The organism is Hymenobacter algoricola (genome assembly GCF_039539525.1).
Classification (GTDB): Bacteria; Bacteroidota; Bacteroidia; order Cytophagales; family Hymenobacteraceae; genus Hymenobacter; species Hymenobacter algoricola.
This window is the reverse complement of the sequence record NZ_BAABDH010000003.1, coordinates 205114-227235: the sequence shown is the minus strand read 5'-3', so window position 1 is coordinate 227235 and position 22122 is coordinate 205114. Positions and strand designations below refer to the sequence as shown.

At 62.3% G+C, this 22122-nt stretch carries 23 protein-coding genes and 1 tRNA gene; 14 read left to right on the top strand and 10 right to left on the bottom strand.

Features of this window, described 5'->3' with window-relative positions; all coding sequences use genetic code 11:
- Positions 1 to 83 precede the first annotated feature (83 nt).
- Positions 84 to 335, bottom strand: a complete 252-nt coding sequence (locus tag ABD842_RS01530) for a helix-turn-helix domain-containing protein (protein WP_345109051.1) — start codon at positions 333 to 335, stop codon at positions 84 to 86.
- A gap of 179 nt (positions 336 to 514) precedes the next feature.
- Here ABD842_RS01530 and ABD842_RS01525 point away from each other — a divergent pair, with 179 nt between their 5' ends.
- From ABD842_RS01525 to ABD842_RS01505, 5 genes are all read left to right on the top strand, one after another.
- Positions 515 to 1336: a LytR/AlgR family response regulator transcription factor gene (locus tag ABD842_RS01525; protein WP_345109048.1), complete on the top strand. Its 822-nt coding sequence runs from the start codon at positions 515 to 517 to the stop codon at positions 1334 to 1336.
- Entirely contained in the window at positions 1333 to 2499 is a 1167-nt protein-coding gene (locus ABD842_RS01520) for a sensor histidine kinase (RefSeq protein ID WP_345109045.1), read from the top strand. The genes ABD842_RS01525 and ABD842_RS01520 overlap by 4 nt, the downstream gene beginning before the upstream one ends.
- A gap of 133 nt (positions 2500 to 2632) precedes the next feature.
- Complete coding sequence (locus ABD842_RS01515; RefSeq protein WP_345109042.1) at positions 2633 to 2782, top strand: hypothetical protein; 150 nt, start codon at positions 2633 to 2635, stop codon at positions 2780 to 2782.
- 14 nt (positions 2783 to 2796) lie between these two features.
- Complete coding sequence (locus tag ABD842_RS01510) at positions 2797 to 3144, top strand: hypothetical protein (RefSeq protein WP_345109039.1); 348 nt, start codon at positions 2797 to 2799, stop codon at positions 3142 to 3144.
- 288 nt (positions 3145 to 3432) lie between these two features.
- Positions 3433 to 6534, top strand: coding sequence for a lantibiotic dehydratase (locus ABD842_RS01505; RefSeq protein ID WP_345109036.1), 3102 nt, complete (start codon positions 3433 to 3435; stop codon positions 6532 to 6534).
- Positions 6535 to 6541: 7 nt separating this feature from the next.
- Here the strand turns inward: ABD842_RS01505 and ABD842_RS01500 are convergent, their stop codons facing one another.
- Positions 6542 to 7510 (bottom strand): YihY/virulence factor BrkB family protein, encoded by a 969-nt coding sequence (locus ABD842_RS01500; RefSeq protein WP_345109033.1) that lies wholly within the window; start codon positions 7508 to 7510, stop codon positions 6542 to 6544.
- 160 nt (positions 7511 to 7670) lie between these two features.
- Between ABD842_RS01500 and ABD842_RS01495 the strand changes: the two genes are divergently transcribed.
- The gene (locus ABD842_RS01495) at positions 7671 to 8486 is read left to right on the top strand and encodes a hypothetical protein (RefSeq protein ID WP_345109031.1); all 816 of its coding nucleotides are present in this window, start codon (positions 7671 to 7673) and stop codon (positions 8484 to 8486) included.
- 20 nt (positions 8487 to 8506) lie between these two features.
- Here ABD842_RS01495 and ABD842_RS01490 read toward each other — a convergent pair whose 3' ends face one another.
- Both ABD842_RS01490 and ABD842_RS01485 read right to left on the bottom strand, forming a co-directional pair.
- Positions 8507 to 9235 carry a DUF3891 family protein gene (locus ABD842_RS01490; RefSeq protein WP_345109028.1) on the bottom strand — a complete coding sequence of 243 codons (729 nt, stop codon included), beginning with the start codon at positions 9233 to 9235 and terminating at the stop codon, positions 8507 to 8509.
- Positions 9236 to 9274: 39 nt separating this feature from the next.
- Entirely contained in the window at positions 9275 to 10276 is a 1002-nt protein-coding gene (locus ABD842_RS01485) for an NAD-dependent epimerase/dehydratase family protein (RefSeq protein ID WP_345109025.1), read from the bottom strand.
- 188 nt (positions 10277 to 10464) lie between these two features.
- Here ABD842_RS01485 and kbl point away from each other — a divergent pair, with 188 nt between their 5' ends.
- Positions 10465 to 11712: a glycine C-acetyltransferase gene (gene kbl / locus ABD842_RS01480; RefSeq protein WP_345109022.1), complete on the top strand. Its 1248-nt coding sequence runs from the start codon at positions 10465 to 10467 to the stop codon at positions 11710 to 11712.
- Between the two features lie 228 nt (positions 11713 to 11940).
- Here the strand turns inward: kbl and ABD842_RS01475 are convergent, their stop codons facing one another.
- Positions 11941 to 12162, bottom strand: coding sequence for a diadenylate cyclase (locus tag ABD842_RS01475; protein WP_345109019.1), 222 nt, complete (start codon positions 12160 to 12162; stop codon positions 11941 to 11943).
- A 295-nt stretch (positions 12163 to 12457) separates the two neighbouring features.
- On the opposite strand from ABD842_RS01475, the gene ABD842_RS01470 reads away from it, so the two are divergent.
- Together ABD842_RS01470 and ABD842_RS01465 are read left to right on the top strand one after the other, a co-directional pair.
- The gene (locus ABD842_RS01470; RefSeq protein ID WP_345109016.1) at positions 12458 to 13420 is read left to right on the top strand and encodes an L-threonylcarbamoyladenylate synthase; all 963 of its coding nucleotides are present in this window, start codon (positions 12458 to 12460) and stop codon (positions 13418 to 13420) included.
- A 94-nt stretch (positions 13421 to 13514) separates the two neighbouring features.
- Entirely contained in the window at positions 13515 to 14357 is an 843-nt protein-coding gene (locus ABD842_RS01465) for a DUF6671 family protein (RefSeq protein ID WP_345109013.1), read from the top strand.
- 18 nt (positions 14358 to 14375) lie between these two features.
- Here the strand turns inward: ABD842_RS01465 and cdaA are convergent, their stop codons facing one another.
- Positions 14376 to 15209, bottom strand: coding sequence for a diadenylate cyclase CdaA (cdaA, locus tag ABD842_RS01460; protein ID WP_345109010.1), 834 nt, complete (start codon positions 15207 to 15209; stop codon positions 14376 to 14378).
- Entirely contained in the window at positions 15206 to 16030 is an 825-nt protein-coding gene (gene folP / locus ABD842_RS01455; protein WP_345109007.1) for a dihydropteroate synthase, read from the bottom strand. Before folP ends, cdaA begins: the two co-directional genes overlap by 4 nt.
- Before the next feature lie 215 nt (positions 16031 to 16245).
- On the opposite strand from folP, the gene ABD842_RS01450 reads away from it, so the two are divergent.
- From ABD842_RS01450 to ABD842_RS01430, 5 genes are all read left to right on the top strand, one after another.
- On the top strand, positions 16246 to 16800 hold the full coding sequence (locus ABD842_RS01450; protein ID WP_345109004.1) for a DUF1599 domain-containing protein: 555 nt from the start codon (positions 16246 to 16248) through the stop codon (positions 16798 to 16800).
- 127 nt (positions 16801 to 16927) lie between these two features.
- Positions 16928 to 18028, top strand: coding sequence for a BT_3928 family protein (locus ABD842_RS01445; RefSeq protein WP_345109003.1), 1101 nt, complete (start codon positions 16928 to 16930; stop codon positions 18026 to 18028).
- Between the two features lie 128 nt (positions 18029 to 18156).
- Entirely contained in the window at positions 18157 to 19212 is a 1056-nt protein-coding gene (locus ABD842_RS01440) for an ABC transporter permease (protein WP_345109001.1), read from the top strand.
- Between the two features lie 120 nt (positions 19213 to 19332).
- Positions 19333 to 19854 carry a shikimate kinase gene (locus tag ABD842_RS01435; protein WP_345108998.1) on the top strand — a complete coding sequence of 174 codons (522 nt, stop codon included), beginning with the start codon at positions 19333 to 19335 and terminating at the stop codon, positions 19852 to 19854.
- A gap of 78 nt (positions 19855 to 19932) precedes the next feature.
- A complete protein-coding gene (locus tag ABD842_RS01430) occupies positions 19933 to 20613 on the top strand; it encodes a sterol desaturase family protein (RefSeq protein WP_345108995.1) in 681 nt (226 codons plus the stop codon).
- 548 nt (positions 20614 to 21161) lie between these two features.
- On the opposite strand, the gene ABD842_RS01425 is transcribed toward ABD842_RS01430, so the two are convergent.
- The 3 genes from ABD842_RS01425 to ABD842_RS01415 all read right to left on the bottom strand — a co-directional run bounded on the left by ABD842_RS01425 (position 21162) and on the right by ABD842_RS01415 (position 22119).
- Entirely contained in the window at positions 21162 to 21332 is a 171-nt protein-coding gene (locus tag ABD842_RS01425; protein ID WP_345108992.1) for a hypothetical protein, read from the bottom strand.
- A 175-nt stretch (positions 21333 to 21507) separates the two neighbouring features.
- Positions 21508 to 21581 (bottom strand) — tRNA-Asn (locus ABD842_RS01420).
- Positions 21582 to 21678: 97 nt separating this feature from the next.
- On the bottom strand, positions 21679 to 22119 hold the full coding sequence (locus ABD842_RS01415; RefSeq protein ID WP_345108990.1) for a Rieske (2Fe-2S) protein: 441 nt from the start codon (positions 22117 to 22119) through the stop codon (positions 21679 to 21681).
- Positions 22120 to 22122 lie beyond the last annotated feature (3 nt).

The following is a 22122-nucleotide window of genomic DNA, read 5'->3' as shown; positions in this document are numbered from 1 at the left end:
ACGGAAAAGGCCGTCCCACTGGCAGCGCAGCTGCTCAGTGGGGCGGCCTTGTGGTGTGAGGCCCCCGGCGCCGTCCGGCCGCCTCAGGCTGCCAGCTGCTGGTTGCTCTGAATACAGCGCAGCATCAGCTCCTGGGCCGTCAGGCTGATCAGGTCGGTGAGGCTCATCTGGTAGAGCTCGGCAATCTTGGTGAGGCACCCCATGGAAAGCTGAGTGCGGCCCGACTCCTTTTTGCTGTAGGCGGCCTGGCTGATGCCCATCTGGAAGGCCACGTATTCCTGGGGGTAGCCGTGAATCTCCCGCAGCTTGCGCACTTTGAGGATGAATGAGTTCATAAGAAAAGAGGTGAGAACGGTGGAACGGAAGGCTTTGGGGCCGTTGATGATCCGAAATAGCGGGGTAAGGCCCGCAGCAGCAACATGTTTCGGCCAATGGCGCGCTTTTACCGGCGAATACCTGTATACTTACGGCATCTGAGTTTGGCGATATTCCGCGCCGATGCCTTTTCTGCCGTATGAGTGCACCCTTGCGTTGTTACATAATCGACGACGAGCCCGCCGCCCGTGAGTTGGTTGCCAAATACATCAGCCGCATTCCCTACCTGGAGCTGGTCGGGCAGGCTACCAACGCCGTGGATGCCCTTTTCGCTCTCGAAAGCCTGCAGCCCGACCTGCTGTTTCTCGACGTGGAGATGCCCGAGATGACGGGCTTCGAGTTTATCCGGGTGCTGGCGGCCCAGAAGGCCGGTACCCGCCTGCCCACCGTGATTATGATTACGGCCTACCCGCAGTATGCCGTGGAAGGCTACGAGCACGAGGTGGCCGACTACCTGCTCAAGCCCACGTCCTTCGAGCGGTTTATGCGGGCCATCAACCGGGTGGTGCCCCGCCACGCCGCCGAGCCGGCCGCGCTGCCGGGCCCGGCGGCGCCGGAGCTGACCGGCCCGGCCAGCATTGCCCCGCTGGGGCCCCTGCTGGCCCTGGCCAGCGACGGGCAGGAGGCCACGGCCGGCAAAGCCAGCTTCTTTCTGGTCAAGGAAGACAAAAAGCTCATCCGCCTCGTGCCCCAGGAAATTGTGTTCGTCGAAAGCCTGAAGGACTACCTCAACATCCACCTGGCAGCTCGCACCATCACCACCCACATGACCATGACCAAGCTGGAGGCCATGCTGCCCGCCGACCAGTTCATGCGCGTCAACCGCTCATATCTGGTGCGGCTGGGGGCCATCAAGGAAATCGACGGCAACCTGATTACCACCACCGACGGCAAGCGGGTGCCCATTGGCGTCACCTACCGGGAGCGGGTGATGGAGGCCATGAAACAGAACATGATGTGAGCTGGCTGACCCTGCCTTCGATTCCTGGCTCCGTTGCGGCCCCGGTTAGCTGGCGGCGCGTCCGCACCCACATGCTCTGGTGGGTGCTGCCCCTGCTGCTGGAGTACTACTTTGCCGCCCGCCTGTTCAAGGACAACGGCCGGGTGCTGGCCCTTGCCACGGTGGCCATCTTCACCCAGACCACGCTTACTTATTACTGGCTGGGCCATTATGTGTTCCCGCGCTACCTGTACCGCCTGCAGGCCCGGTGGCTGGCGGCTCACATCGTCGGGACGTTCTACCTGGTGTACCTGGGCAACTACACGCTATTCCGGTTGCTGCAGCCCGTAACCAACGGCTTTGGTGCCGCCGAGCTGACGTATATCGAGCGAATCTGGCAGGAGCTGCTGGGGCCGGGCGGGCTGCTGGGCTGCTTTACTTCGGCGCGGCTGGCCCTGTGGAACTATGGCTTCAGCCTGTTCATCGTGACGATTCTGCTCTGCATCAAGTTCGTGCGCGACATTATCATCTACCAGAACAAAAACCTGCGCCTCGAGCGGGACCAGATTGCCCTGGAGCACAGCAACCTGATGCTGGAGCTCAACTTTCTGAAGTCCCAGATCAATCCGCACTTCCTCTTCAATACCCTGAACAGCATTTATGTGCAGGTGGAAGGGCGCAACGAGCAGGTGGCCGAGCAGGTTCTGCAGCTCTCGGACCTGATGCGCTACGGCCTCTACGAGTCCAACACCCGCTGGGTGGCTCTGACCCGGGAGCTGGACTACATCAACAGCTACCTGCAGCTGGAAAAGTCCCGCTACGGCAGCCAGGCCGATATCCAGTTTGCCCGCCACGACGGGAACGAGGCCTACCAGATTGCGCCCCTGCTGCTCATCTCCTTTATCGAAAATGCCTTCAAGCACGGCGTAGGCAAGGTCAAGGACGGCAGCTTTGTGCACGTGCAGGCCCTGGTGCACGGGGGGACGCTGGAGTTTTTCGTCGTTAACAGCTGCCCGGCGGTCCGGCCCCAGAGTCCGCGCCCGGACGGGGGCATCGGCCTGGTCAACGTGCGCAAGCGGCTGGAGCTGCTCTATCCCGGCCGCCACCAGCTTGATATCGATGCCGGCACCGCGGAGTATAGCGTGCGGCTGCGGATGGAGCTGCATACGCCGCCGGCCAGGTAGGAGCCATTTCATTCCCGGCACCGGATCTGTCGTTCATCGAAGGGAAAGGGGCATTCGTCTAAACTAGTAGGTAAGGGAGCTGCGGCCGGCCACATTTGCTTCATACTCATCCCAACCACTTTTCCTGACTCCCATGAAAACGTCCGTGAAGAACCCCCGCCTGGCCCTGAAGAAAGAGCGTATCATGCAGCTGAACGCCGTGTCTTTCGCCGGCAAAGGCCAGACCCACACCACCAGCTTCCTCTGCGACATCCTGACGACCGTCATTGAGCAGGCAGTATAATGTACCGCTGCGTATTGCTCTACTATCCGGGCGGGGGCACCACCAACCTTCTCCTGAAGTGCATTGAGCGTACGGGCTGCCTGGAGCTTATCTGGTCGGGCCTCTACTCCGACCTGAACCGTATTCCTTTGCCGCCGGCGGAGCGGGACCTGGTATTTGCCAGCCTGCCCGCCCCCGACCATCCGCTGCTGGAAGGATACTGGCAGGAGCTGCGGGCTCAGAAATACCTGGTATTGACGTCGCCTTATCCGGAAAAATTATTTGTTCGGGACGGCTGGCACCCCGTCGCCTTCCTGACCGAGCCTTTCTCATTCGATCAATTCCAGCAGGCTCTGCAGCAGTACCTCGACAGCATCCTTTGAGCCCGTCGTCCAAGCCCGGAAGTAGCCCGCCGCTACTTCCGGCGCCGGCCCGGGTGCCGACCGGCGCAAGCCCCCCAATGAGACAACTCGTCTTGTTGGGGGGCTTGCGCCTTTTAGCGGCTTTTTGAAGGCCGTCAGTGGTGGCCGGCCATCGGCAGAGTGCTTACGACGCCCGTGGGAAAATTCGTGTTCAGTGCCGGATTTATACCAGCGGGCAAGAGTTATTTCGCATATTGCATAGCATCCTGCGCATATACTGCGACCACGGCCGCTCAGCCTATTGCCTCCATGATTCAGCACTTTGACTTCTTCCTGCTCCGGCGCCCGGCCAGCTCCTTACAACGTCTGCAACAACTCCAGCAACGCCTGCTCAGCCAGCCCCTGGCCGAGCTGATGCGCGAGTGGTACAGCGACGCGGCCTCCCGGCAGGCTATCTACGTCACGTCCTCGTTTCTGCACGAGCGGCTGTGCCAGTGGCTGGCGGGGGAAACCATCAGCGAGGAAGCACGCCTGCTCGATACCCTGCACAAGTACGCCATCCGGATGAGCAGCCGCAGCACCCCCTACGGGCTGCTGGCCGGCTGCACGGCCGGCCACTACGGGGCCGCGTCGCGGCTGGGCGCCGCCAAGCCGGTGGCCCCGCACTGCCACACCCGGCTCGATGCCGAATACCTGCACGGAATACAGGAATGGCTGCTGACGCTGCCCCTGATCCGGACCCAGGTGACGCTGCTGGCCAACTCGTCTCTGTACGCCGTGGGCGACAAGCTGCGCTACGTGGAGCAGCAGCGCGATGCCCAGCACCGCCGCTACTTTCTGAGCGCCGTTGAGGCCGACGAGTTTCTGCTCGGCGTACTGGCCCAGGCCCGTCCCGGCACCACCCTGCCAGCCTTGCTGCAGTACTTCGCCGACCACGACATTGCGGCCGAAGAAGCCGAGCCCTACCTCGACGAGCTGCTGGCCGATGGCCTGCTGCGCTCCGCGCTGGAGCCCACCGTTATCGGGCCGGAATACCTGCCCACCCTGATCGGGCAGCTGGCCGAGCTTGCCGGTACCGAAGAAGTAGTAGCCCAGGTGCAGCGCCTGCACACGCTGGTGACCACCAACCCGGACGTGGCCCTGGTGGGGGAGCAGGTGAAGCAGTGGCTGAGCGAGCGGCAGATTCCGCTGCCCGCCACCGAGCCGCTGCAGGTTGATGCCTTTTACCCCGAAGCGGCCCCGCAGCTGGGCCGGGCGCTGATGCAGGAGCTGCAGGAGCAGCTGCAGAAGCTGTTTGTGCTCAACCAGCCCAGCCGCCACGCCGACCTGGACGACTTCAAGCACCGCTTTCATACCCGCTACGAAGACGAGGAAGTGGCCCTGGCGTTGGCCCTGGATCAGGAATACGGCATCGGCTACGGCAGCAGCTCCCCGCTGGGCGTGGGCTACGCCCCGATGGTCGATGACCTGTCGCTGCCCACCATGGACCGGCCCCAGCAGCGCCCGGTCTGGGACTGGTGGCAGGCCCTGGTGCTGCAAAAATACTCGCAGGCCCTGCGCGAAAACCGCGACGAGATTGAGCTGACCGATGCCGACCTGGCCCACATCGGGCAGCAGCGCACCGAGCCGGCCACCCTGCCCGAAACGTTTTACGTGTTCGGCAACCTGCTCACGCCGTCGGCCCGGGCCCTGGAGCAGCACGAATACCAGTTCAACCTGCTGGCCTGCAAGGGTCCGTCGGCCATTCAGCTGCTGGGCCGCTTCTGCGCCGGCGACGAGCAGCTGGCAGCCGGCGTGGCCGAGTGCGTGCGCCGGACCGAAGCCCACCACCCCGACGTGGTGTTTGCCGAAATCGTGCACTTCCCCGAGTCGCGGGTAGGCAACGTGGTGACCCGGCCCACGCTCTACACCTACGAAATACCGTACATGGGCCGCGCCTCGGTGCCCGTCGACCGGCAGATTCCGCTGGCCGACCTGTTCGTGTCGATCCGGCAGGGCCAGATTATTCTGCGCTCCAAGCGGCTCGGTAAGCGGGTGATTCCGCGCCTCTCCAACGCCCACAACTTCCAGCAGGGCCTGCCAATCTACCGCTTCCTGTGCGACCTGCAGCAGCAGGCCAACCAGCTGAACGTATACTGGAACTGGACGGTGCTGGCCGAGCAGGCCTATCTGCCCCGGGTACGCTACCGCAACATCATCCTGAGCCGGGCCACCTGGCTGCTGCAGGCCGAGGAAGTAGAGCCGGAAAACCTGATGCGCCTGGCCACCATGCTCACCCGCCGCGGCGTTCCGGAGCAGTTCATTCTGGCCGTCGGCGACAATGAGCTCTGCCTGTCCCTGCACGTGCCGGATTCGCTGCGCCTGCTCCAGCAGCAGCTGCGCAAAGTCCGCACCCTGCGGCTGTACGAGGTGCTGCAGAAGCCCGACAGCGGGCCGGGCCACGGTCCGCGCCACACGTTTGCCAATGAGCTGGTGCTGCCTTTTTACAACCCGGAGGCGCCGGTCATTGCCGGCCTGGCCAAGAACCTGCCGGACCTGCCCCCGCGTCGCTTTTCGGTCGGCAGCGAGTGGCTGTACTTCAAGGTCTACACCGGGGAGAAAACCTCCGACGCCCTGCTGGCCCAGACGCTGTACCCCGTGGTGCAGAGCCTGCTGGCGCGCAAGGTCATCGAGCAGTTCTTCTTCGTGCGCTACCGCGACAGTGACCCCCACCTGCGGCTGCGGTTTCGCGGCAACGCCCACCTGGGATTTTACCGCATCGTCATTCAGGAGCTGGAGCAAAGCCTGCAGGAGCACGTGCGCGCCGGCAGCGTCCACCGCATCCAGACCGATACCTACCAGCGGGAGCTGGAGCGCTACGGCTACCAGCAGATCGGCCTGTGCGAGACACTGTTTCACTACGACAGCCTTTCTACCCTGCACTTCCTGAGCCAGACCAGCGCCGTATTCCAGGAAAACGACAGCTTCTGCTTTGCCACGGCCAAGATTGAGCGGCTGCTGACCATGCTTGAGCTGCCGCTAACCGAGCGCCACGCCCTGCTCGAAACCATGCAGGAAGGCTTTTTCAAGGACTTCAAGGGCGACAGCAACCTGCGGCGGCAGCTCAACGACAAATACCGGCAGTACCGGCCCATGCTCGAGCTGGCGTTCAGCGAAACCATGCAGGCCCCGCTGGCCGCCGGGCCTTACGACGAGCAGCAGCAGGCCACGCTGCGCGACTTGCAGCGCGGCCTGACCGAGCCCCGGCAGCTGGCCAACGTGCTGAGCAGCCTGGTGCACATGCTCACGAACCGGGTGTTTCCGTCCAAGCAGCGGGCCTACGAGCTGATTGTGTACCACTGCCTGGCCAAGCACTACCATTCGCTGCAGGCCCGGTCGCGCACCGGCGCGAAGGCTGCCGTGTGCGAATAACCGGCCCTTACTTTTTGAAGCGGCCCGTGGAGCGGGGGCGGCCGGTGGTAATTTCTTCCCGGCTTTCGCCTTCGGGAATCTCGCGGGTTTCGATGCGCACGGCGTGCGCTTTGGGCTGCACGCGCTGCCCGTAGGCATCGGCAAACTCCTGGGTGAACTCGGCCCCGAAGAAAATGATGAGCGACGAGTAGTTGATCCAGACCAGCAGCACGATGGCCGAGCCGGCGGCCCCGAAGGCGGAGCCCGGATCAGCGTAGGCAATGTAGGCGGCAATGAGGTATTTGCCCAGCATAAACAGCAGGGCCGTCAGAAAGGCGCCCACGCCCACGTCGCGCCAGCGGATGATGGCGTCGGGCAGAAAGCGGTAAATCAGGGCGAAGAGCAGGGAGGTGATAATCAGCGACAGGCTGAAGTCGATGACGTGGATAAAGATGATGGTGACTTCGGGCAGCAGCCGCTGCAGGTAGTCGGTGAAAGCCGACAGCACGGCGCTGATGACGAAGGAAATCAGCAGCAGCAGCGCCACGCTCAGAATCAGGCCAAACGACAGAAACCGGTCGTGAATAAACTGCCACAGGCCATTGCGGGGCTTCACCTTCAGGTTCCAGATGTCGTTGATGCTTTCCTGCAGGGTAACGAAGAACGTGGTAGCGGCAAAAATCAGGGTGCCGATGCCGATGACGGCCGCCATGCCGCTGCGCTCCTTCTGGTTGAAGTCGTTGATGCTGTCCTGAATGAACTTGGCCGATTCGGCGCCGACGAGGCCCTTCATCTGGGCGTAGACTTCGCCCGTAATGGCTTCGGACCCGAACAGCGAGCCCGCCACGGCAATGACGATAATCAGCAGGGGCGGCAGCGAGAAAATGGTGTAGTAGGACAGCGCCGCCGCGTGCCGCAGCGAGTTGTTCTTCATAAACTCACCGGCGGTGGTTTTCAGAATATCGATAACGTTGCCAAAGGAGTAATGGGTGGCCATGCGGCAGAGGGTCAGGTGAGGTGTCAGCAGCTAGTACGGGCCGGGTGCGCAGGGCGTTGGCAAAAACCTGGCGTCGACCCCGTAAATTGCGTACACGCCGGGCCGGGCGCTGCTGGTGCTGCCGGCCCGCCTTCTGGTCCATTGCTTAGCTTTCCGCTCTATGAAAAATCGCGTCTTCCGTTTCCTTTCCGCGGGCTCGCTGGCCGCGGCCCTGCTCCTGGCGGCTCCGGCTTCGGCCCAAACGGCCGCGTTTCGCCCGGCCAAGGTGAAAGCCTACCCGGCCGGCAGCGGCTTCGACCAGGCCGGCTCCGACGCCAAAGCCCAGGCGCTGGCCGACCGCATCATGGCGCAGATGGGTGGCTACGAAGCCTGGCAGAGCGCCCACTTCATCGGCTGGGACTTCTTCGGCGACCAGTACCAGATCTGGGACAAGTACACCGGCGACTTTCACTGGCAGAAGGGCGACCTGGTGGCCAACTACAACCTGAACACCAAACAGGGGAAGGCCTACAAGGCCGGGCAGGACATCAGCGCCACCGAGGAAGGCCAGAAGCTGCTCGACCGGATGTACCCGACCTGGGTCAACAACTCCTGGTGGCTGGTGATGCCCTTCAAACTTAAAGACTCGGGCGTGACGCTGACCTCGAAAGGGCCGGGCAAGCTGATGGACGGCACCAGCGCCGAGGTGCTGAACATGACGTTTAAGAATGTGGGCGTAACGCCCGACAACAAGTACGAGCTGCTGGTAAACCCCGCCACCAACCTCGTTGAGGAGTGGGCCTACTTCCCCAAGGCTACCGACGCCCAGCCCGCCTTCCGCCGCCGCTGGGCCGAGTACCGTCCCTACGGTCCCATCCAGCTGTCGGCCGACCGCGCCGACGGCAAAGACAGCCGCCGCCTCGACCATATTGCCGTCGTCAGCACCGTACCCACCGGCCTGATGCAAAGCTCTACCCCGGTAGAAAAGCTGAAGTAGCGCCAGCTGATCAGACTTGGTTATTGGCTGAACTTCCAGGTCAGCGTACTGATGGGGGCGTCGCGCAGGGCCGCGGCCAGCTCCGCGTCGTGCTTGAACTGCAGCTGGCTCAACGTGCTAACTTCTATGCTCACTGCGAATTGCTTTTCGCGGAAGGGCCAGGGCGTCACGGTTACCGGGCCGTCGGCGGCGGGGCGCAGCACGTCGTAGCGGCGGCCGTCGGTGCCGGTATAGATTTCCAGGGACCGGCTCATTTCGGGCAGCTCCTGGCGGCACAGAATCAGGCTGAGCCGGTCGCACCAGTGCATCAGGTCGTAGGCCTGGCGGGCTTCCTTCTGGCTGACTTTCAGCTGCCGCCGCCAGGTTTGCTGCTGGGTTAGCTGCTCATCCAGAAAGGCGTCGGTGGTGGGCTGCTGGCCGCGCAGGGGCTCATACAGCGTGCTCAGGTGCATGCTGGTGAGCAGGCTGCGCCACCGGCCCTGGAAGCGCGCCGCCTTCATCACGCCCCGGGCCTGCTCCAGCGAGAATTCCTGCAGCGTAAAATCGGCGGGGGCGCCGGCGGGCGTCAGGCCGTAGTGGCCGTTCCAGGTGGGCTGCTCATCATCGTGCTGGGCAATGGCGGCCAGGGTGCTCACCCAGCGGTCGGAGGGGCCGAAGGGCTGCCAGTGCCAGGCCAGCTGGGCCGCCAGCAGCGCGTGGGCCTGCTGGTAGATGATCTGCCAGCCGGCCTTGGTCAGGTTTACAATCATATGCTTTACGGGTCATTGCTTCGGGCCTCGCCCCGACGGCTAGTGGGCTGCCGTCGGTTCGGCCTGCATCTGCTTCAAATGCAGCAGCATGTCGCCGGTCATCTTGTCCAGGTCGAAATCGGGCTGCCAGCCCCAGTCCTGGCGGGCCCGGCTGTCGTCGATGCTGGCGGGCCAGGAGTCGGCAATCTGCTGGCGGGAGTCGGGCTGGTAGCTGACCTTGAAATCAGGAACATGGCGCTGGATGCTGGCCGTAATTTCCTTCGGGCTGAAGCTCATGGCCCCCAGGTTGTAGGAGCTGCGGATGTTGATCTGCCCGGCCGGGGCGTGCATCAGATCCAGGGTGGCCTTCAGCGCATCGGGCATGTACATCATGGGCAGATACGTGTCTTCGCTCAGGAAGCACTCGTAGGGCTGGCCGGCCACGGCTTTGTGGTAGATGTCGACGGCATAGTCGGTGGTGCCGCCGCCGGGCAGGCTCTTGTAGCCGATCAGGCCGGGGTAGCGCAGGCTGCGGATATCGAGGCCGTGCTTGCGGAAGTACCACTCGCACCACTGCTCCCCGGCCAGCTTGCTGATGCCGTACACCGTGTTGGGGTTCATGATGGTAAGCTGGGGCGTATTTTCCCGGGGCGTATCGGGCCCGAACACGGCAATGCTGCTGGGCCAGTACACCTTTTGTACGCCCAAGTCCACGGAGGCGTCGAGCACGTTGAACAAGCCGTCCATATTGAGCTGCCAGCCGAACTTGGGGTTTTTCTCCGCCGTGGCCGACAGCAGCGCCGCCAGGTGGTAGACCTGCTTGGGCTGGTAGCGGCGCATCACTTCCTCCAGGCGGTTTTTGTCGAGCACATCGAGCAGCTCGAAGGGGCCGGACTGGGCCGTTTCGGCATCTTTGGGCGCCCGCACGTCGGCGGCTACCACGTTCGAGGCGCCGTAGCGCTGGCGCAGCTCCTGGGTCAGCTCCAGGCCCAGCTGGCCGCCGGCGCCGATAACGAGAATGGTGTCGCCGGGGGTGGCGGCGGAAGTGCTGGATGTGCTCATTCGGGAGGAATTGGGGAAACGGGTGGGGAAGGAGTGCAAAGATACGGGCCCGCTCCGCTTTGGGTGGCATTGCTTTCTGGCCCGCCGCCCGTAGGGTAGCTTGGCCGCAAGACATCGGCAGAGACGGCGCAGACGATTACCTTTGTCGTCTCCCGCTCACCAGTTTACCAACCTCACCCCGTCAGCCTATGTACACCACCCTTCAGCCCGACCTGCGGCACCAGCTTCAGGAAATCAAAGACAACGGCCTCTACAAGCAGGAACGCGTGATTACCTCGGCCCAGGGCGCCGAAATCGAAACCCGGGAAGCGGGGGAGGTGCTCAACTTCTGCGCCAACAACTACCTGGGTTTGTCGTCGCACCCCGAGGTCATCAAGGCCGCCAAGGACGCCATCGACACCCACGGCTACGGCCTGTCGTCGGTGCGCTTTATCTGCGGCACCCAGGATATTCACAAGGAGCTGGAAGCCCGGCTGGCCGAGTTTCTGGGTACCGAGGATACCATTCTCTACGCCGCGGCCTTCGACGCCAACGGCGGGGTGTTCGAGCCTTTGTTCAACGAGCAGGACGCCATCATCAGTGATGCCCTGAACCACGCCTCCATCATCGACGGCGTGCGCCTGTGCAAGGCCCAGCGCTACCGCTACGCCCACAACGACATGGCCGACCTGGAAGTCCAGCTCCAGGATGCCGTGGCCAAAGGCACCCGCCACCGCATCATCGTGACGGACGGCTCATTCAGCATGGACGGCACCATCGCCCGGCTCGACAAAATCTGCGACCTGGCCGATAAGTACCAGGCCCTGGTCATGATCGACGAGTGCCACAGCACGGGCTTTCTGGGCAAAACCGGCCGCGGCACCCACGAGTACCGCAACGCCATGGGCCGCGTCGACATCATCACCGGCACGCTGGGCAAAGCCCTGGGCGGGGCCATGGGCGGCTTCACCTCCGGCCGCAAGGAAATCATCGACATGCTGCGCCAGCGCAGCCGCCCCTACTTGTTCTCCAACACCCTCGCGCCGGCAATAGTGGGCGCCAGCATCCGGGTGCTGGAGCTGCTCACGGAAAGCACCGAGCTGCGCGACCGGCTGGAAGAAAATACTACATACTTCCGCCAGAAGATGACGGCCGCCGGCTTCGACATCAAGCCCGGGGAGCACCCCATCGTGCCCGTGATGCTGTACGACGCCAAGCTGAGCCAGGAATTTGCGGCCCGCATGCTGGAAAAAGGCATCTACGTGGTCGGCTTCTACTTCCCCGTGGTGCCCAAGGGCCAGGCCCGCATCCGGGTGCAGCTCAGCGCCGCCCACACCCGCGCGCATCTGGATAAGGCCATTGCTGCCTTCATCGAAGTCGGGCAGGAGCTGGGCACACTCAAGGACCGCTCGGCCCAGCAGCCCGAGGCCGGCCAGGTGGTGACGAACACGCCGTAACCGAGAGCCGGTACGTCTATAAATCGTCTGTCATCCTGAGTGGAGCAGAGCGCAACGAAGGACCTGCCTCTTCGTCTCTGCAAACGCCGCTACAGGTAAAAAGCCTTTCTCCGTGCGGCGGGAAAGGCTTTTTACCTGTAGTGATGCTGGTGCGCTACCGGAAGCAGGTGCTACGCTCCGCCTACGCCAGATGGCCGACGAAAGAGAGGTCCAGCCAGGGCTGGTACTCTACGCTGCTACTTCGACGGCGGTAGAGGCCGAGGCGTTGGCGGCTTTGGGCGGCAGATCGAACAGGAACTCGGTGAGGCGGGTGCGCAGGTCCGACGACGAGAGGTTGCGGAACACCTCGCCGCCGCGGACCAGCGAAATCTGGCCGGTTTCCTCGCTCACCACCAGCACCACCGCGTCGCTTACCGCGGTCAGGCCGATAGCGGGCCAGGCGACGAACACGCCGTAACGTTTCTGAAAGCTGATGGGTAACCGCCGCCACTGCTGGAAACAAGCAGGGGCGGCGGGTTTTTAAAGCAGATTCCGATTCCAAAGGCATTCCAAAGTGGTTTCGGCCTTCAAAACAGCTGGCCAAGGCCGCGTAGCGCCTATATTTGGGCCGCGTAAGCCGTCCGGGGCAGGCCCGCTTTTGTGCCGATCGGGTCCGGAAAATACCTTGCCGGCCGCGCGAAAAAAATAGCCTGCCGCAAGCTGGCCCCATTGGCCAATTGCCGGCCCACCCAGTAGGCCCATCCTCATGACGAGTATTTTCAAAAACCTGGCAAAAGCCGCCCGCCTGTTGCAGGCCGACGAGCTGGTGGCCATTCCCACCGAAACCGTGTACGGGTTGGCCGGAAATATCTTCAGCCCCACGGCCATCGCCAGGATCTTTGCGCTGAAGCAACGGCCGCTGTTCAACCCCCTGATCGTGCATATTCCGTCGATTCGGCAGCTGGAGGAGTTGGCCCGGTACGTGCCCGAAAAGGCGTGGCGGCTGGCGGAAGCGTTCTGGCCCGGCCCGCTCACGCTGGTGCTGAAAAAGCAGCCCACCGTTCCCGACCTGATTACGGCCGGCAAGGATACGGTGGCCGTCCGGGTGCCGAACCACCCGCTGGTGCTGGCCCTGCTGGAACAGGTAGGCTTCCCGCTGGCGGCCCCGAGCGCCAACCCGTTTGGCAGCATCAGCCCCACCAAGGCGGCTCACGTAGAGGAGTACTTCGGCGCTATGCTGCCCATGGTGCTGGACGGGGGCGACTGTGAACGAGGCATTGAGTCCACCATCGTCGGCTTCGAAGACGATGAGCCCGTTTTGTACCGGCTGGGCTCCCTTGCGGTGGAAGAAATAGAGCGGGTAGTAGGGCCCGTTGTCATTAAAAACAAGAAGGAAACCGCGCCCGATGCGCCGGGAATGCTCACCCGGCACTACGCGCCCGCCACGCCTACTTACCTGGAAGCCGACCCCGGGGCCTTTATCGTACACCAAGCCGATAAGAAAATCGGCTTGCTGCTGTTCCGTAAGAAAATCGAGGCGCCGTTTGTGGAGCACCAGATAGTGTTGTCAGAAGCCGGCGATTTGAAAGAGGCGGCCAGTGGGTTGTATGGCGCCCTGCACGCGCTGGATAAGCTGAAGCTGGATATGATCGTCGCGGAAAGAATGCCTGATGTGGGGCTGGGAAAATCAATAAACGACCGATTGGAGCGGGCTACGAAACAGCTCTAGGACGTATAGAAAGTCAGGGAAACAGCACGTCATTCTATAAGAACATCATTCCTCAGCAAGCTCGGAATGACGTTCTTATTGCCGGCCAGCCATCATGGAAATCTTCGCCAACAGAAAGCTGCTCATAGCCACCAAGCACGCCAAGGAGCAGGTAATGGCGCCCTTACTGGAGCAGGTATTGGGCGTGCAGTGCTTCACGAATCCGGAGTTTGATACGGACGCTTTCGGGACGTTTACGGCGGAGGTGGAAAGAAGCAGCGACCCGCTCACGACCGTGCGGCAGAAATGCCTGCTGGCGCTGGAAGCCAGCCACTGTGATTTAGGCGTGGCCAGTGAAGGCTCGTTCGGCCCGCATCCGGCCAGCTTTTTCGTAAATGCGGACGAGGAATTCGTAATGCTTATCGACCGGAAAAACAGCCTGGAAATTACGGTCAGAGAAATAAGCCTGACCACAAATTTCAACGGCCAGACGGTTGCCAGCGAAGAAGAGCTGTGGGCTTTTGCCGAAGCCGCGCTTTTCCCTTCCCACGGCCTGATACTGCGCCAGTCGAAGGACGATAAAACCGGGATAGTCAAAGGCATTACCGACCCGGAGCAGCTCAGGAACACCTTTCGGAAGATTTACGGCGAGCATACGGCCGCCTACGTCGAAACGGATATGCGCGCCTTGTACAACCCAACGCGCATGGCAGTAATAGAAAAAGCAACCGCGGCACTAACAGCCAAAGTGCAATCATGCTGCCCGCAGTGCGCGACGCCCGGCTTTGGCATTACCGACGCCAGAAGGGGGCTGAAATGCAGCCTGTGCGGCAGCCCGACCAACTCGGTCCTGAGCTACATCTACTCGTGCCGGCACTGCGGCTGCGCGAAAGAAGAAGTCTATCCGCATAGTAAAACAGCGGAAGACCCCATGTATTGCGACTGCTGTAATCCTTGAGTCGAACGGCAGGCCCCTTTACGCCACTACTTCCGCCGTTTTGGTATTGGTGGCCGCCTTGAGCGGCAGATCGAACAGGAACTCGGTGAGGCGGGTGCGCAGGTCCGACGACGAGAGGTTGCGGAATACCTCGCCGCCGCGGACCAGCGAAATCTGGCCGGTTTCCTCGCTCACCACCAGCACCACCGCGTCGCTGACCTCGGTCAGGCCGATGGCAGCGCGGTGGCGCAGGCCCAGGGAGGCGGGCACGTCGGGGTTTTCGCTCACGGGCAGAATGCAGCGGGCAGCCCGGAGGCGGTTGTCGGCAATGATGACGGCGCCGTCGTGCAGGGGGCTGGTTTTGTTGAAGATGGACAGCAGCAGGCGCTTGCTCACGGTGGCGTCGATCAGGTCGCCGGAGTCGGCGAAGAACTTCAGGTCGGACGCCAGCTGGAAGGCAATCAGCGCCCCGGTATTCTTGCCGGCCAGGCTTTTGGCCGCTTCCACGAAGGGCGTCACGTTCAGGCGCTCGGCGGGCTCCTCGCGCCGCCAGGGGAAGTTCAGCATCCGGTCGAAAGCCGTGGCCTTGCCAATGGTGAGCAGGAAGCGCCGGATTTCCTGCTGAAACAGAATGATGCTGGCCAGCACGCCCACACTCATAAACTGCCCCAGGATGCTGGTGAGCAGCTCCATGCCGGCAGCCTTCACCACCAGGTAGAGCAGGTACACCGACATGAGGCCCAGAAAAACCTTCAGCGCCACGCTTCCCGTCAGCAGCTTATAAAGCTGATAAAACAGCACCGTGACCAGCACCACGTCCACGACGTCGATCCAGCCAATGCGCAGGAAGCCGATGCTGAAGGAGGTGGTCACGAAGAAGAGGGACTAAAGGTGTTGGTCACAAGCTGGATGGTTTGCACGGCCTCGGACACGTCGTGTACGCGCAGCAGACTAACGCCGTTTAGCAGGGCCATGGTATTCACGGCCACGGTGCCGGGCAGCCCCGCTTCCGGCGTCAGCCCTAACGGTTTATACAGCATAGACTTGCGCGAGAGGCCCGCCAGCATGGGCAGCCCGAATAAGTGCAGCTCGCGCAGGCGGCCCAGCAGCTCGTGGTTCTGGGCGGCGGTTTTGGCGAAGCCGAAGCCGGGGTCCAGCACCACGTCGGCCACGCCGACGGCGCGCAGGGCGGCCAGCTTGTCGCGGAAGTAGCGGGTCAGGTCCAGCAGCAGGCCGTCGGGGTAGTCGGTGAGCGTACTCATGGTCTGGGGCGTGCCGCGCATGTGCATCAGCACGTAGGGCACCTGCAGGCGGCCGGCGGTGGCAAACATGTCGGCATCCAGCTCCCCGCCGCTGATGTCGTTGAGAATGTCGGCGCCCGCGGCCACGGCGGCAGCGGCCACGCCGCTGCGAAAGGTGTCGACGGACAAAAACGCCTCGGGAAAGGCGCGGCGCACGGCTTCCACGGCCGGCAGCAGGCGCTGCTTTTCCTCAGCTTCGGAAATGTGCTCGGCCCCGGGGCGGGAGGAGTAGCCGCCCAGGTCGAGCACGGCGGCGCCGGCCGTGAGCATGGCTTCGGCGCGGCGCAGCAGGTCCGACTGGTCGGCAACGGCGCCCACGCGGCTGGCGGCGTAAAACGAATCGGGGGTCAGATTCAGGATGCCCATCACCTGCGGCCGGCGCAGATCCAGCACGCGTCCGCCCGGGCAGCGCAGGGTTTGCCTCGGGGAAAAACACGTATCTTTCGCGGCCTGGAGCATGGTTTTGGGCGTTTATTTCGGCGGTAGGCGGCGCGCAGCGGCACCCTGGGCGGGCGGGCAACAGCCTCGTTCAGCCCGGCAGGCAGGCGGGAGCCCGCCGGACAGGATCTGCCAATAACTTCGTTCTTCAACAAAATAGGCCGAAAATCTTGAGTAACCAAACCCAGCACGAGTACGACCAGGTAATCGGGCAGTGCCGGACCCTGTTTCTGGCCAAAGCCCACGACTACGGCACGGCCTGGCGCATTATGCGCCTGCCCAGCATCACCGACCAGATTTACATCAAGGCCCAGCGCATCCGCTCCATCCAGGAGAAGGGCCGGCAGCTGGTGGCCGACGGCGTGGATGAGGAATTTGTGGCCATCATCAACTACTGCCTGATTGCCCTGATGCAGCTGCGCCTGCCCGATGACGCGCCGCTCGACCTGGCCGCCGACGACGTGGCCCGCGCCTACGACGAGCAGGTGGCGGAAAACCGCCGCCTGCTGTTTGCCAAAAACCACGACTACGGCGAAGCCTGGCGGCAGATGCGGGTGGCCAGCATCACCGACATCATCCTGATGAAGCTGCACCGTACCAAGCAGATTGAAGACCTGGCCGGCCACACCCGCGTGTCGGAAGGCGTGGAAGCCAACTACCGGGATATGCTGAATTATGCCGTCTTTGTGCTGATCAAAAAGGGGCTTGGGGACTTGGGGGCTTAGGGTCTTGGCTTTCGGCTGATTACCTTCGGCTCCTCGTACCCTTGTGTTCGTAAGCAGTGGCGGGTGGCAGTAGCACCGCATAGCGAACATCCAAGTCCCCAAGACCCTAAGCCCCTAAGACCCCAAAATGAAACTGATTACCCGTATCTGCTGGGTGCTGCTCGGCGCTATTTTCATCTTCTCCGGCCTGATCAAGCTCAACGACCCCGTCGGGACGGCGCTGAAGCTGGAGGAATACTTCGACGTATTTGCCGAGGATTTCGGCCGGTTCTTTCTGGTGTTCAAAGGCAGTACCCGCTCCATATCCATCGTGCTCAGCTCGCTGGAGGTGGTGCTGGGCGTGGCCGTGCTGCTGCGCTGGCACCTGCGCAACACGCTGAAGGTGCTGCTGGGGCTGCTGATTTTCTTCGGCTTCCTCACCTTCTACTCGGCCGCCTTCAACAAGGTCACCGACTGCGGCTGCTTCGGCGACTTCATCAAGCTCACGCCCTGGGCCTCGTTTGCCAAGGACCTGTTCCTGCTGGGCCTGTGGGCTGTGGTGTTCTTCAACTTCCGCTACCTGCGCCGGGTGTTTGCCACCGGGCAGCTGGGCGTGATGTACATGACCATGGCCTCAGCCATTGCCATCGGCATCGGCGTGCGGGCCCTGGGCCACCTGCCCTACTTCGACTTTCTGCCCTACAAAGTCGGCAACAACATCGGCCAGCTGATGAAGGCCTCGGAGCCCATGCGCTACCAGTACATCATGGAGCGCAACGGGGAAACCAAGGAATTTACCGAGTACCCGACCGACACCACCTGGAAGTACAAGCAGATGGTGAGCCTGAATCCCGATGCCGGCCCCAAAATCACCGATTTCCGGGTCTGGAACGACGCCGGCGACTACACCGCGAAGCTGCTGACGGGCAACAAGCTGATCCTCATCATCCAGAGCACCGACAAGGCCGACCGGGACCGGTTTCTGCAGATCAACCAGCTGATGCTGTCGGCCGACTCGTCGAGCAAGAAGATTACGCCGCTTATCATCACCAGCAGCAGCCCCGCCGACTTCGACGCCTTCCGCCACGACGTGAACCTGTCGGCGCCCTTCTACTACGCCGATGCCACCGTGCTCAAGTCCATGATTCGCTCGAATCCGGGCTTTATCCTGTTGCAGGAAGGCGTGGTGAAAGGCAAGTTCCACTACCACGACATCCCCACCCGCGGCAAGCTCGAAGAGCTGCTATAACAGGTAGTTGGGGACCCAGGGACTTGGGTTGATGCCGATAAATGGAGCCTTGCCTAAGTGGCAACCCCGAATCAGCTTTCCACCACCGCTTCAGCAGAACAAAAACCAAGACCCCAAGCCCCTAATCCATGCTTTCTTTTCTGTTGCGGCGGCTGGGGGAAGGAATCCTGGTGCTGCTGGGCGTGGCCCTCACCGTGTTCTTCCTGTTTGCCGTGCTGCCCGGCGACCCGGTGGCGCTGCTGGCCGGCCAACGCTCCGATGCCGCCACCCGCGCCGCCATCGCCGCCGACCTGGGCCTCGACCAGCCCCTGCCCGTGCAGCTGGCCAGCTACCTCAACGACGTGTCGCCGCTGGGCCTGCACCCGCGCGACTCGGCCGGGGTGGCCAAATACGGCGGCGTGGCCCTGCTGCCGCTGGGCGACAAAGCCGTGGTGCTGAAAACGCCCTACCTGCGCCGCTCTTTCCAGAGCAACAAGGACGTGCTCAGTATTCTGCTCGACCATTTTACCGGCACGCTGTGGCTGGCGCTGGCCGCCATGCTGCTGGCCGCGGCGCTGGGCATTCTGTTCGGGGTAGTGGCCGCGCTGCAGCCCCATTCCTGGCTGGACCGCACCCTGATTACCACGTCGGTGCTGGGCATTTCGGTGCCCTCGTTCGTGGCCGGTATCCTCATAGCCATGACGTTCGGCTTCTACTGGAGCCACTGGACCGGCCTCAACCTCACCGGGCAGCTCTACGAAACCGACCCCTTCACCGGCCGCCACCTCGTGCTGCGCAACCTCGTGCTGCCCGCCTTCGCCCTGGGCATCCGGCCGCTGGCCGTCATCACCCAGCTTACCCGCAGCTCCATGCTCGACGTGCTCAGCCAGGACTACATCCGCACGGCCCGGGCCAAGGGGCTGTCCGGCTACCAGACGGTGCTGGGCCACGCGCTGAAAAACGCGCTGAACCCGGTTATTACGGCCGTATCGGGCTGGCTGGCTTCGCTGATGGCGGGAGCGTTTTTCATCGAGTACATCTTCAACTGGAAGGGCCTGGGCACCGTGACGCTGCAGGCCGTGCAGAACCTGGATTTTCCCATCGTGATGGGCGCCACCATCTTCATTGCCTTCCTGTTTGTGGTCGTCAACATTGCCGTGGACCTGCTGTACGCCCTGCTGGACCCGCGGGTGAAGCTGGGGTAGTCTTTGGCCGCGGTGCCAAGCCGGTGCGGGCAGTCCGATCATCGGCCCCCACCGTAAGTAGCCGCGCCGCCATCCCGCCACTCCGCCAACCCGCTTCTCTTCTAACCAGTGCTTCAACCCATGCGTCTTCACCTTATCGGCATGCCCGGGGCCGGCAAAACGACCCTGGGCCGCGCCCTGGCTACGGCCTTCGAGCTGCCCTTCCGCGACCTGGATGAGGAAATTGTGCGCTCGGAAGGGCGCAGCGTAGCCGACGTATTTCAGGCCGACGGCGAAGAGTACTTTCGGCGGCGCGAAGCCGAGGTGCTGCGGGTGCTGCTGGCCCAGCAGCCCCGGCTGGTACTGGCTACCGGCGGCGGTACGCCCTGCTTCCACAACAACCTGGAGCTGCTGCTCGAAACCGGCCTGACGCTGTATCTGGCCGTGCCCGTGCCCGAGCTGGTGCGGCGCCTGCAGCACGCGGCCGCCGCCCGGCCCCTGTTGGCCCGGCTGCCCGATGCCGCCGCACTGGAAGCCCGGCTCAGTGAAACCTTAGCCTATCGTCAGCGGTTTTACGACCGTGCGCCGTTGCGGTGTGCTGCCCCGACCTGCACCGTGGAAGCCGTGCAGCATCTGCTTGCCACCTACCAGGCCAGCGCCTGATAGGCTGGCCGGCCGGTCTTGGCGCAGCATTTGCGCGGTGCTGCGTACTTTTACGTCATAATCAGCTTGCTCATTCCTATGAATTCCGCTCCTGCTGCTCCAGCCCCCGATCTGCAACCAACCCCGGTCAAAGCGCCGGCCGCGGTCAAGCCCAAGCACAAGGGCTCGGCGGTGTTGTTTAAGAATCCCGTGCTGGAACGCCTGTCCCACACGCACATTGCGCTGCCGGTTTCCATCTTTCTGCTCACGGCTCTGGTGAGCCTGTACTACGGCTTCTCCAACGGCTTTATCAGCGGGGCTTCGGCTTTCGGGCTGTTTCTGGCGGGCTGGTTCCTGTTTTCGTTCGCGGAGTATGCCATGCACCGCTACCTCTACCACATTCCGGCTACCACGCCCGGGCGGGTCAAGTTTCAGTACACCATGCACGGCGTGCACCACGAGTTTCCCAAAGACGAGACGCGGCTGGCCATGCCGCCTATCATCACGGTATTCGTAGCCTCCCTGCTGTTTTTCGTCTTCCGCTTCACCTTTGGCAGCAATGTCTTTGGCGTACTGGCCGGCTTCACGTTCGGGTATGCCCTGTACCTGTTTGTGCACTATGCCATTCACATGTACTCGCCACCGAAGAACTTTCTGAAAGTATGGTGGCATCATCATGCCCAGCACCATTACCGGCAGGATGAAATTGCTTTCGGCGTATCCAGCACCCTCTGGGACCATATCATTGGGACTATGCCCGAGAAGAACGCCAAAGGTTAAGCACCCTTCCCTGTCCAACAAAAAAGCCTGACTCAACGAGCCAGGCTTTTTTGTTGGACAGGGAAGGGTGCAACCAACGGCAAATCGGGAAGTTCAGACCCGATTACTTGTGAGACGCGGATGAAACAATTTTCGGCGCGGTAGACGTAGCCTCCGGTTCCTCCCTGCAAAGCGAGAGAGTGGAGGGCTGCTTGGCTTCGGGCGCAGCAGGCAGCACAGCGTGGTGAAGTACAGCAACGCGGGCCCTGCTAAGCAAATAATGAGCGGGGGCCGCTTTGGCAACCTGAAGCTAACGGGCTCCGCCAGCTTCGAACTCTGGACCAGCCTTGCCGGAGCTATGCAGTAAGCTACTGCTTTACCACCCCAGCGGATGGTGCTCAACCCAAGCGCTCAGCCGGGCTAAGTTTACCTGGTAAAACCTATCACTCCCACTGGCCCGCCAACGCTGGGGTGGTAGAGCAGTAGCACCAGAAGTTTCCATGAGCATAAAGAGCAGCAGGCGACTCCTTGCGGGGCCGCCTGCTGCTTTCTCTGACTGGCAAAATACGTTAGCCCCGCATCTTGCGGATAATGAAGCCAACCAGCAGCACCACCAGGAAAATGCCGATTACGGCCGACCAGGCACCGGCTTTGAAAATATCTCCGGCTAGTTCGCAACTGCTGAGCGTGAACGTGAGCAGGATGAGGCAAAGGGCGAAAAACGGTTGAAAGCGAGTCATGGCGGGGAGGGACCAAAGGGTGGAAAGGAGAAATTCCTGAGAATGAATATTCAGGTGATACTTGCCCTTGCCCAAAAAGGTTGAGTCTGCTTCTTTCGCCTGCCACGGGGTATTTGTGGCTGGGCCCAAAAACGAAAAAGCCCGCTGGGTATCCAGCGGGCTTTTTCGATCGTAGCGCTCCCTCCTGGGCTCGAACCAGGGACCCTCTGATTAACAGTCAGATGCTCTAACCGGCTGAGCTAAGGAAGCGGTTATGGCCACGATTATCTATCGTTGCGGGTGCAATATTAGGTCATAATGAAAAGCTGTGCAAGCAATGTCCTGAAAAAAATATTTGCTTACTCGTCTAGTTCGTGATTGTCAGGATACTACCTGAAAGCGAAGTGCTGTATTGGCGCAGCGGCAAAACCGTGGGGCCGCCCTGCACGCGGCCCTGCAGGTCAAACTGGGACCCGCAGCAGGCGTCTTTTAAGAAAAGGAGCGACGGATCAATCTTGACGCGGGCACAGGTGTCGTTGGCGCGGTAAGGGCAGTTTCGCTCGAAAGCGTGGTAGGTGCTGGAGTTCTGGCGCACCACAATCAGGCCGCGCACGCCGCCCTTCACGTAGGCCGAGCCATTGTCGCGCCGCAGCTCGGCATATTCCTGATTGGTCAGGTTAATGGGCGTGCTGAAGGAGGTGAGCGGAATCTGGGGGGCATTGTCAGGGCCGCTGGACCCGCAGCTAGCTAACGCCAGTTGGGAGGCCAACGCGAACAGCACTGCTACGGCCCGCAAAGTTGAAAGCATCGT

What these genes read in the sequence shown, in the direction of transcription:
- ABD842_RS01440 (WP_345109001.1), top strand. Translation starts at nt 18,157, where the DNA reads ATGCTTTCTTTTCTGTTGCGGCGGCTGGGGGAAGGAATCCTGGTGCTG.
- ABD842_RS01470 (WP_345109016.1), top strand. Translation starts at nt 12,458, where the DNA reads ATGACGAGTATTTTCAAAAACCTGGCAAAAGCCGCCCGCCTGTTGCAG.
- ABD842_RS01505 (WP_345109036.1), top strand. Translation starts at nt 3,433, where the DNA reads ATGATTCAGCACTTTGACTTCTTCCTGCTCCGGCGCCCGGCCAGCTCC.
- ABD842_RS01465 (WP_345109013.1), top strand. Translation starts at nt 13,515, where the DNA reads ATGGAAATCTTCGCCAACAGAAAGCTGCTCATAGCCACCAAGCACGCC.
- ABD842_RS01415 (WP_345108990.1), bottom strand. Translation starts at nt 22,119, where the DNA reads ATGCTTTCAACTTTGCGGGCCGTAGCAGTGCTGTTCGCGTTGGCCTCC.
- ABD842_RS01485 (WP_345109025.1), bottom strand. Translation starts at nt 10,276, where the DNA reads ATGAGCACATCCAGCACTTCCGCCGCCACCCCCGGCGACACCATTCTC.
- ABD842_RS01425 (WP_345108992.1), bottom strand. Translation starts at nt 21,332, where the DNA reads ATGACTCGCTTTCAACCGTTTTTCGCCCTTTGCCTCATCCTGCTCACG.
- ABD842_RS01495 (WP_345109031.1), top strand. Translation starts at nt 7,671, where the DNA reads ATGAAAAATCGCGTCTTCCGTTTCCTTTCCGCGGGCTCGCTGGCCGCG.
- ABD842_RS01530 (WP_345109051.1), bottom strand. Translation starts at nt 335, where the DNA reads ATGAACTCATTCATCCTCAAAGTGCGCAAGCTGCGGGAGATTCACGGC.
- ABD842_RS01430 (WP_345108995.1), top strand. Translation starts at nt 19,933, where the DNA reads ATGAATTCCGCTCCTGCTGCTCCAGCCCCCGATCTGCAACCAACCCCG.
- ABD842_RS01500 (WP_345109033.1), bottom strand. Translation starts at nt 7,510, where the DNA reads ATGGCCACCCATTACTCCTTTGGCAACGTTATCGATATTCTGAAAACC.
- kbl (WP_345109022.1), top strand. Translation starts at nt 10,465, where the DNA reads ATGTACACCACCCTTCAGCCCGACCTGCGGCACCAGCTTCAGGAAATC.
- ABD842_RS01490 (WP_345109028.1), bottom strand. Translation starts at nt 9,235, where the DNA reads ATGATTGTAAACCTGACCAAGGCCGGCTGGCAGATCATCTACCAGCAG.
- ABD842_RS01445 (WP_345109003.1), top strand. Translation starts at nt 16,928, where the DNA reads ATGAAACTGATTACCCGTATCTGCTGGGTGCTGCTCGGCGCTATTTTC.
- ABD842_RS01435 (WP_345108998.1), top strand. Translation starts at nt 19,333, where the DNA reads ATGCGTCTTCACCTTATCGGCATGCCCGGGGCCGGCAAAACGACCCTG.
- ABD842_RS01515 (WP_345109042.1), top strand. Translation starts at nt 2,633, where the DNA reads ATGAAAACGTCCGTGAAGAACCCCCGCCTGGCCCTGAAGAAAGAGCGT.
- ABD842_RS01525 (WP_345109048.1), top strand. Translation starts at nt 515, where the DNA reads ATGAGTGCACCCTTGCGTTGTTACATAATCGACGACGAGCCCGCCGCC.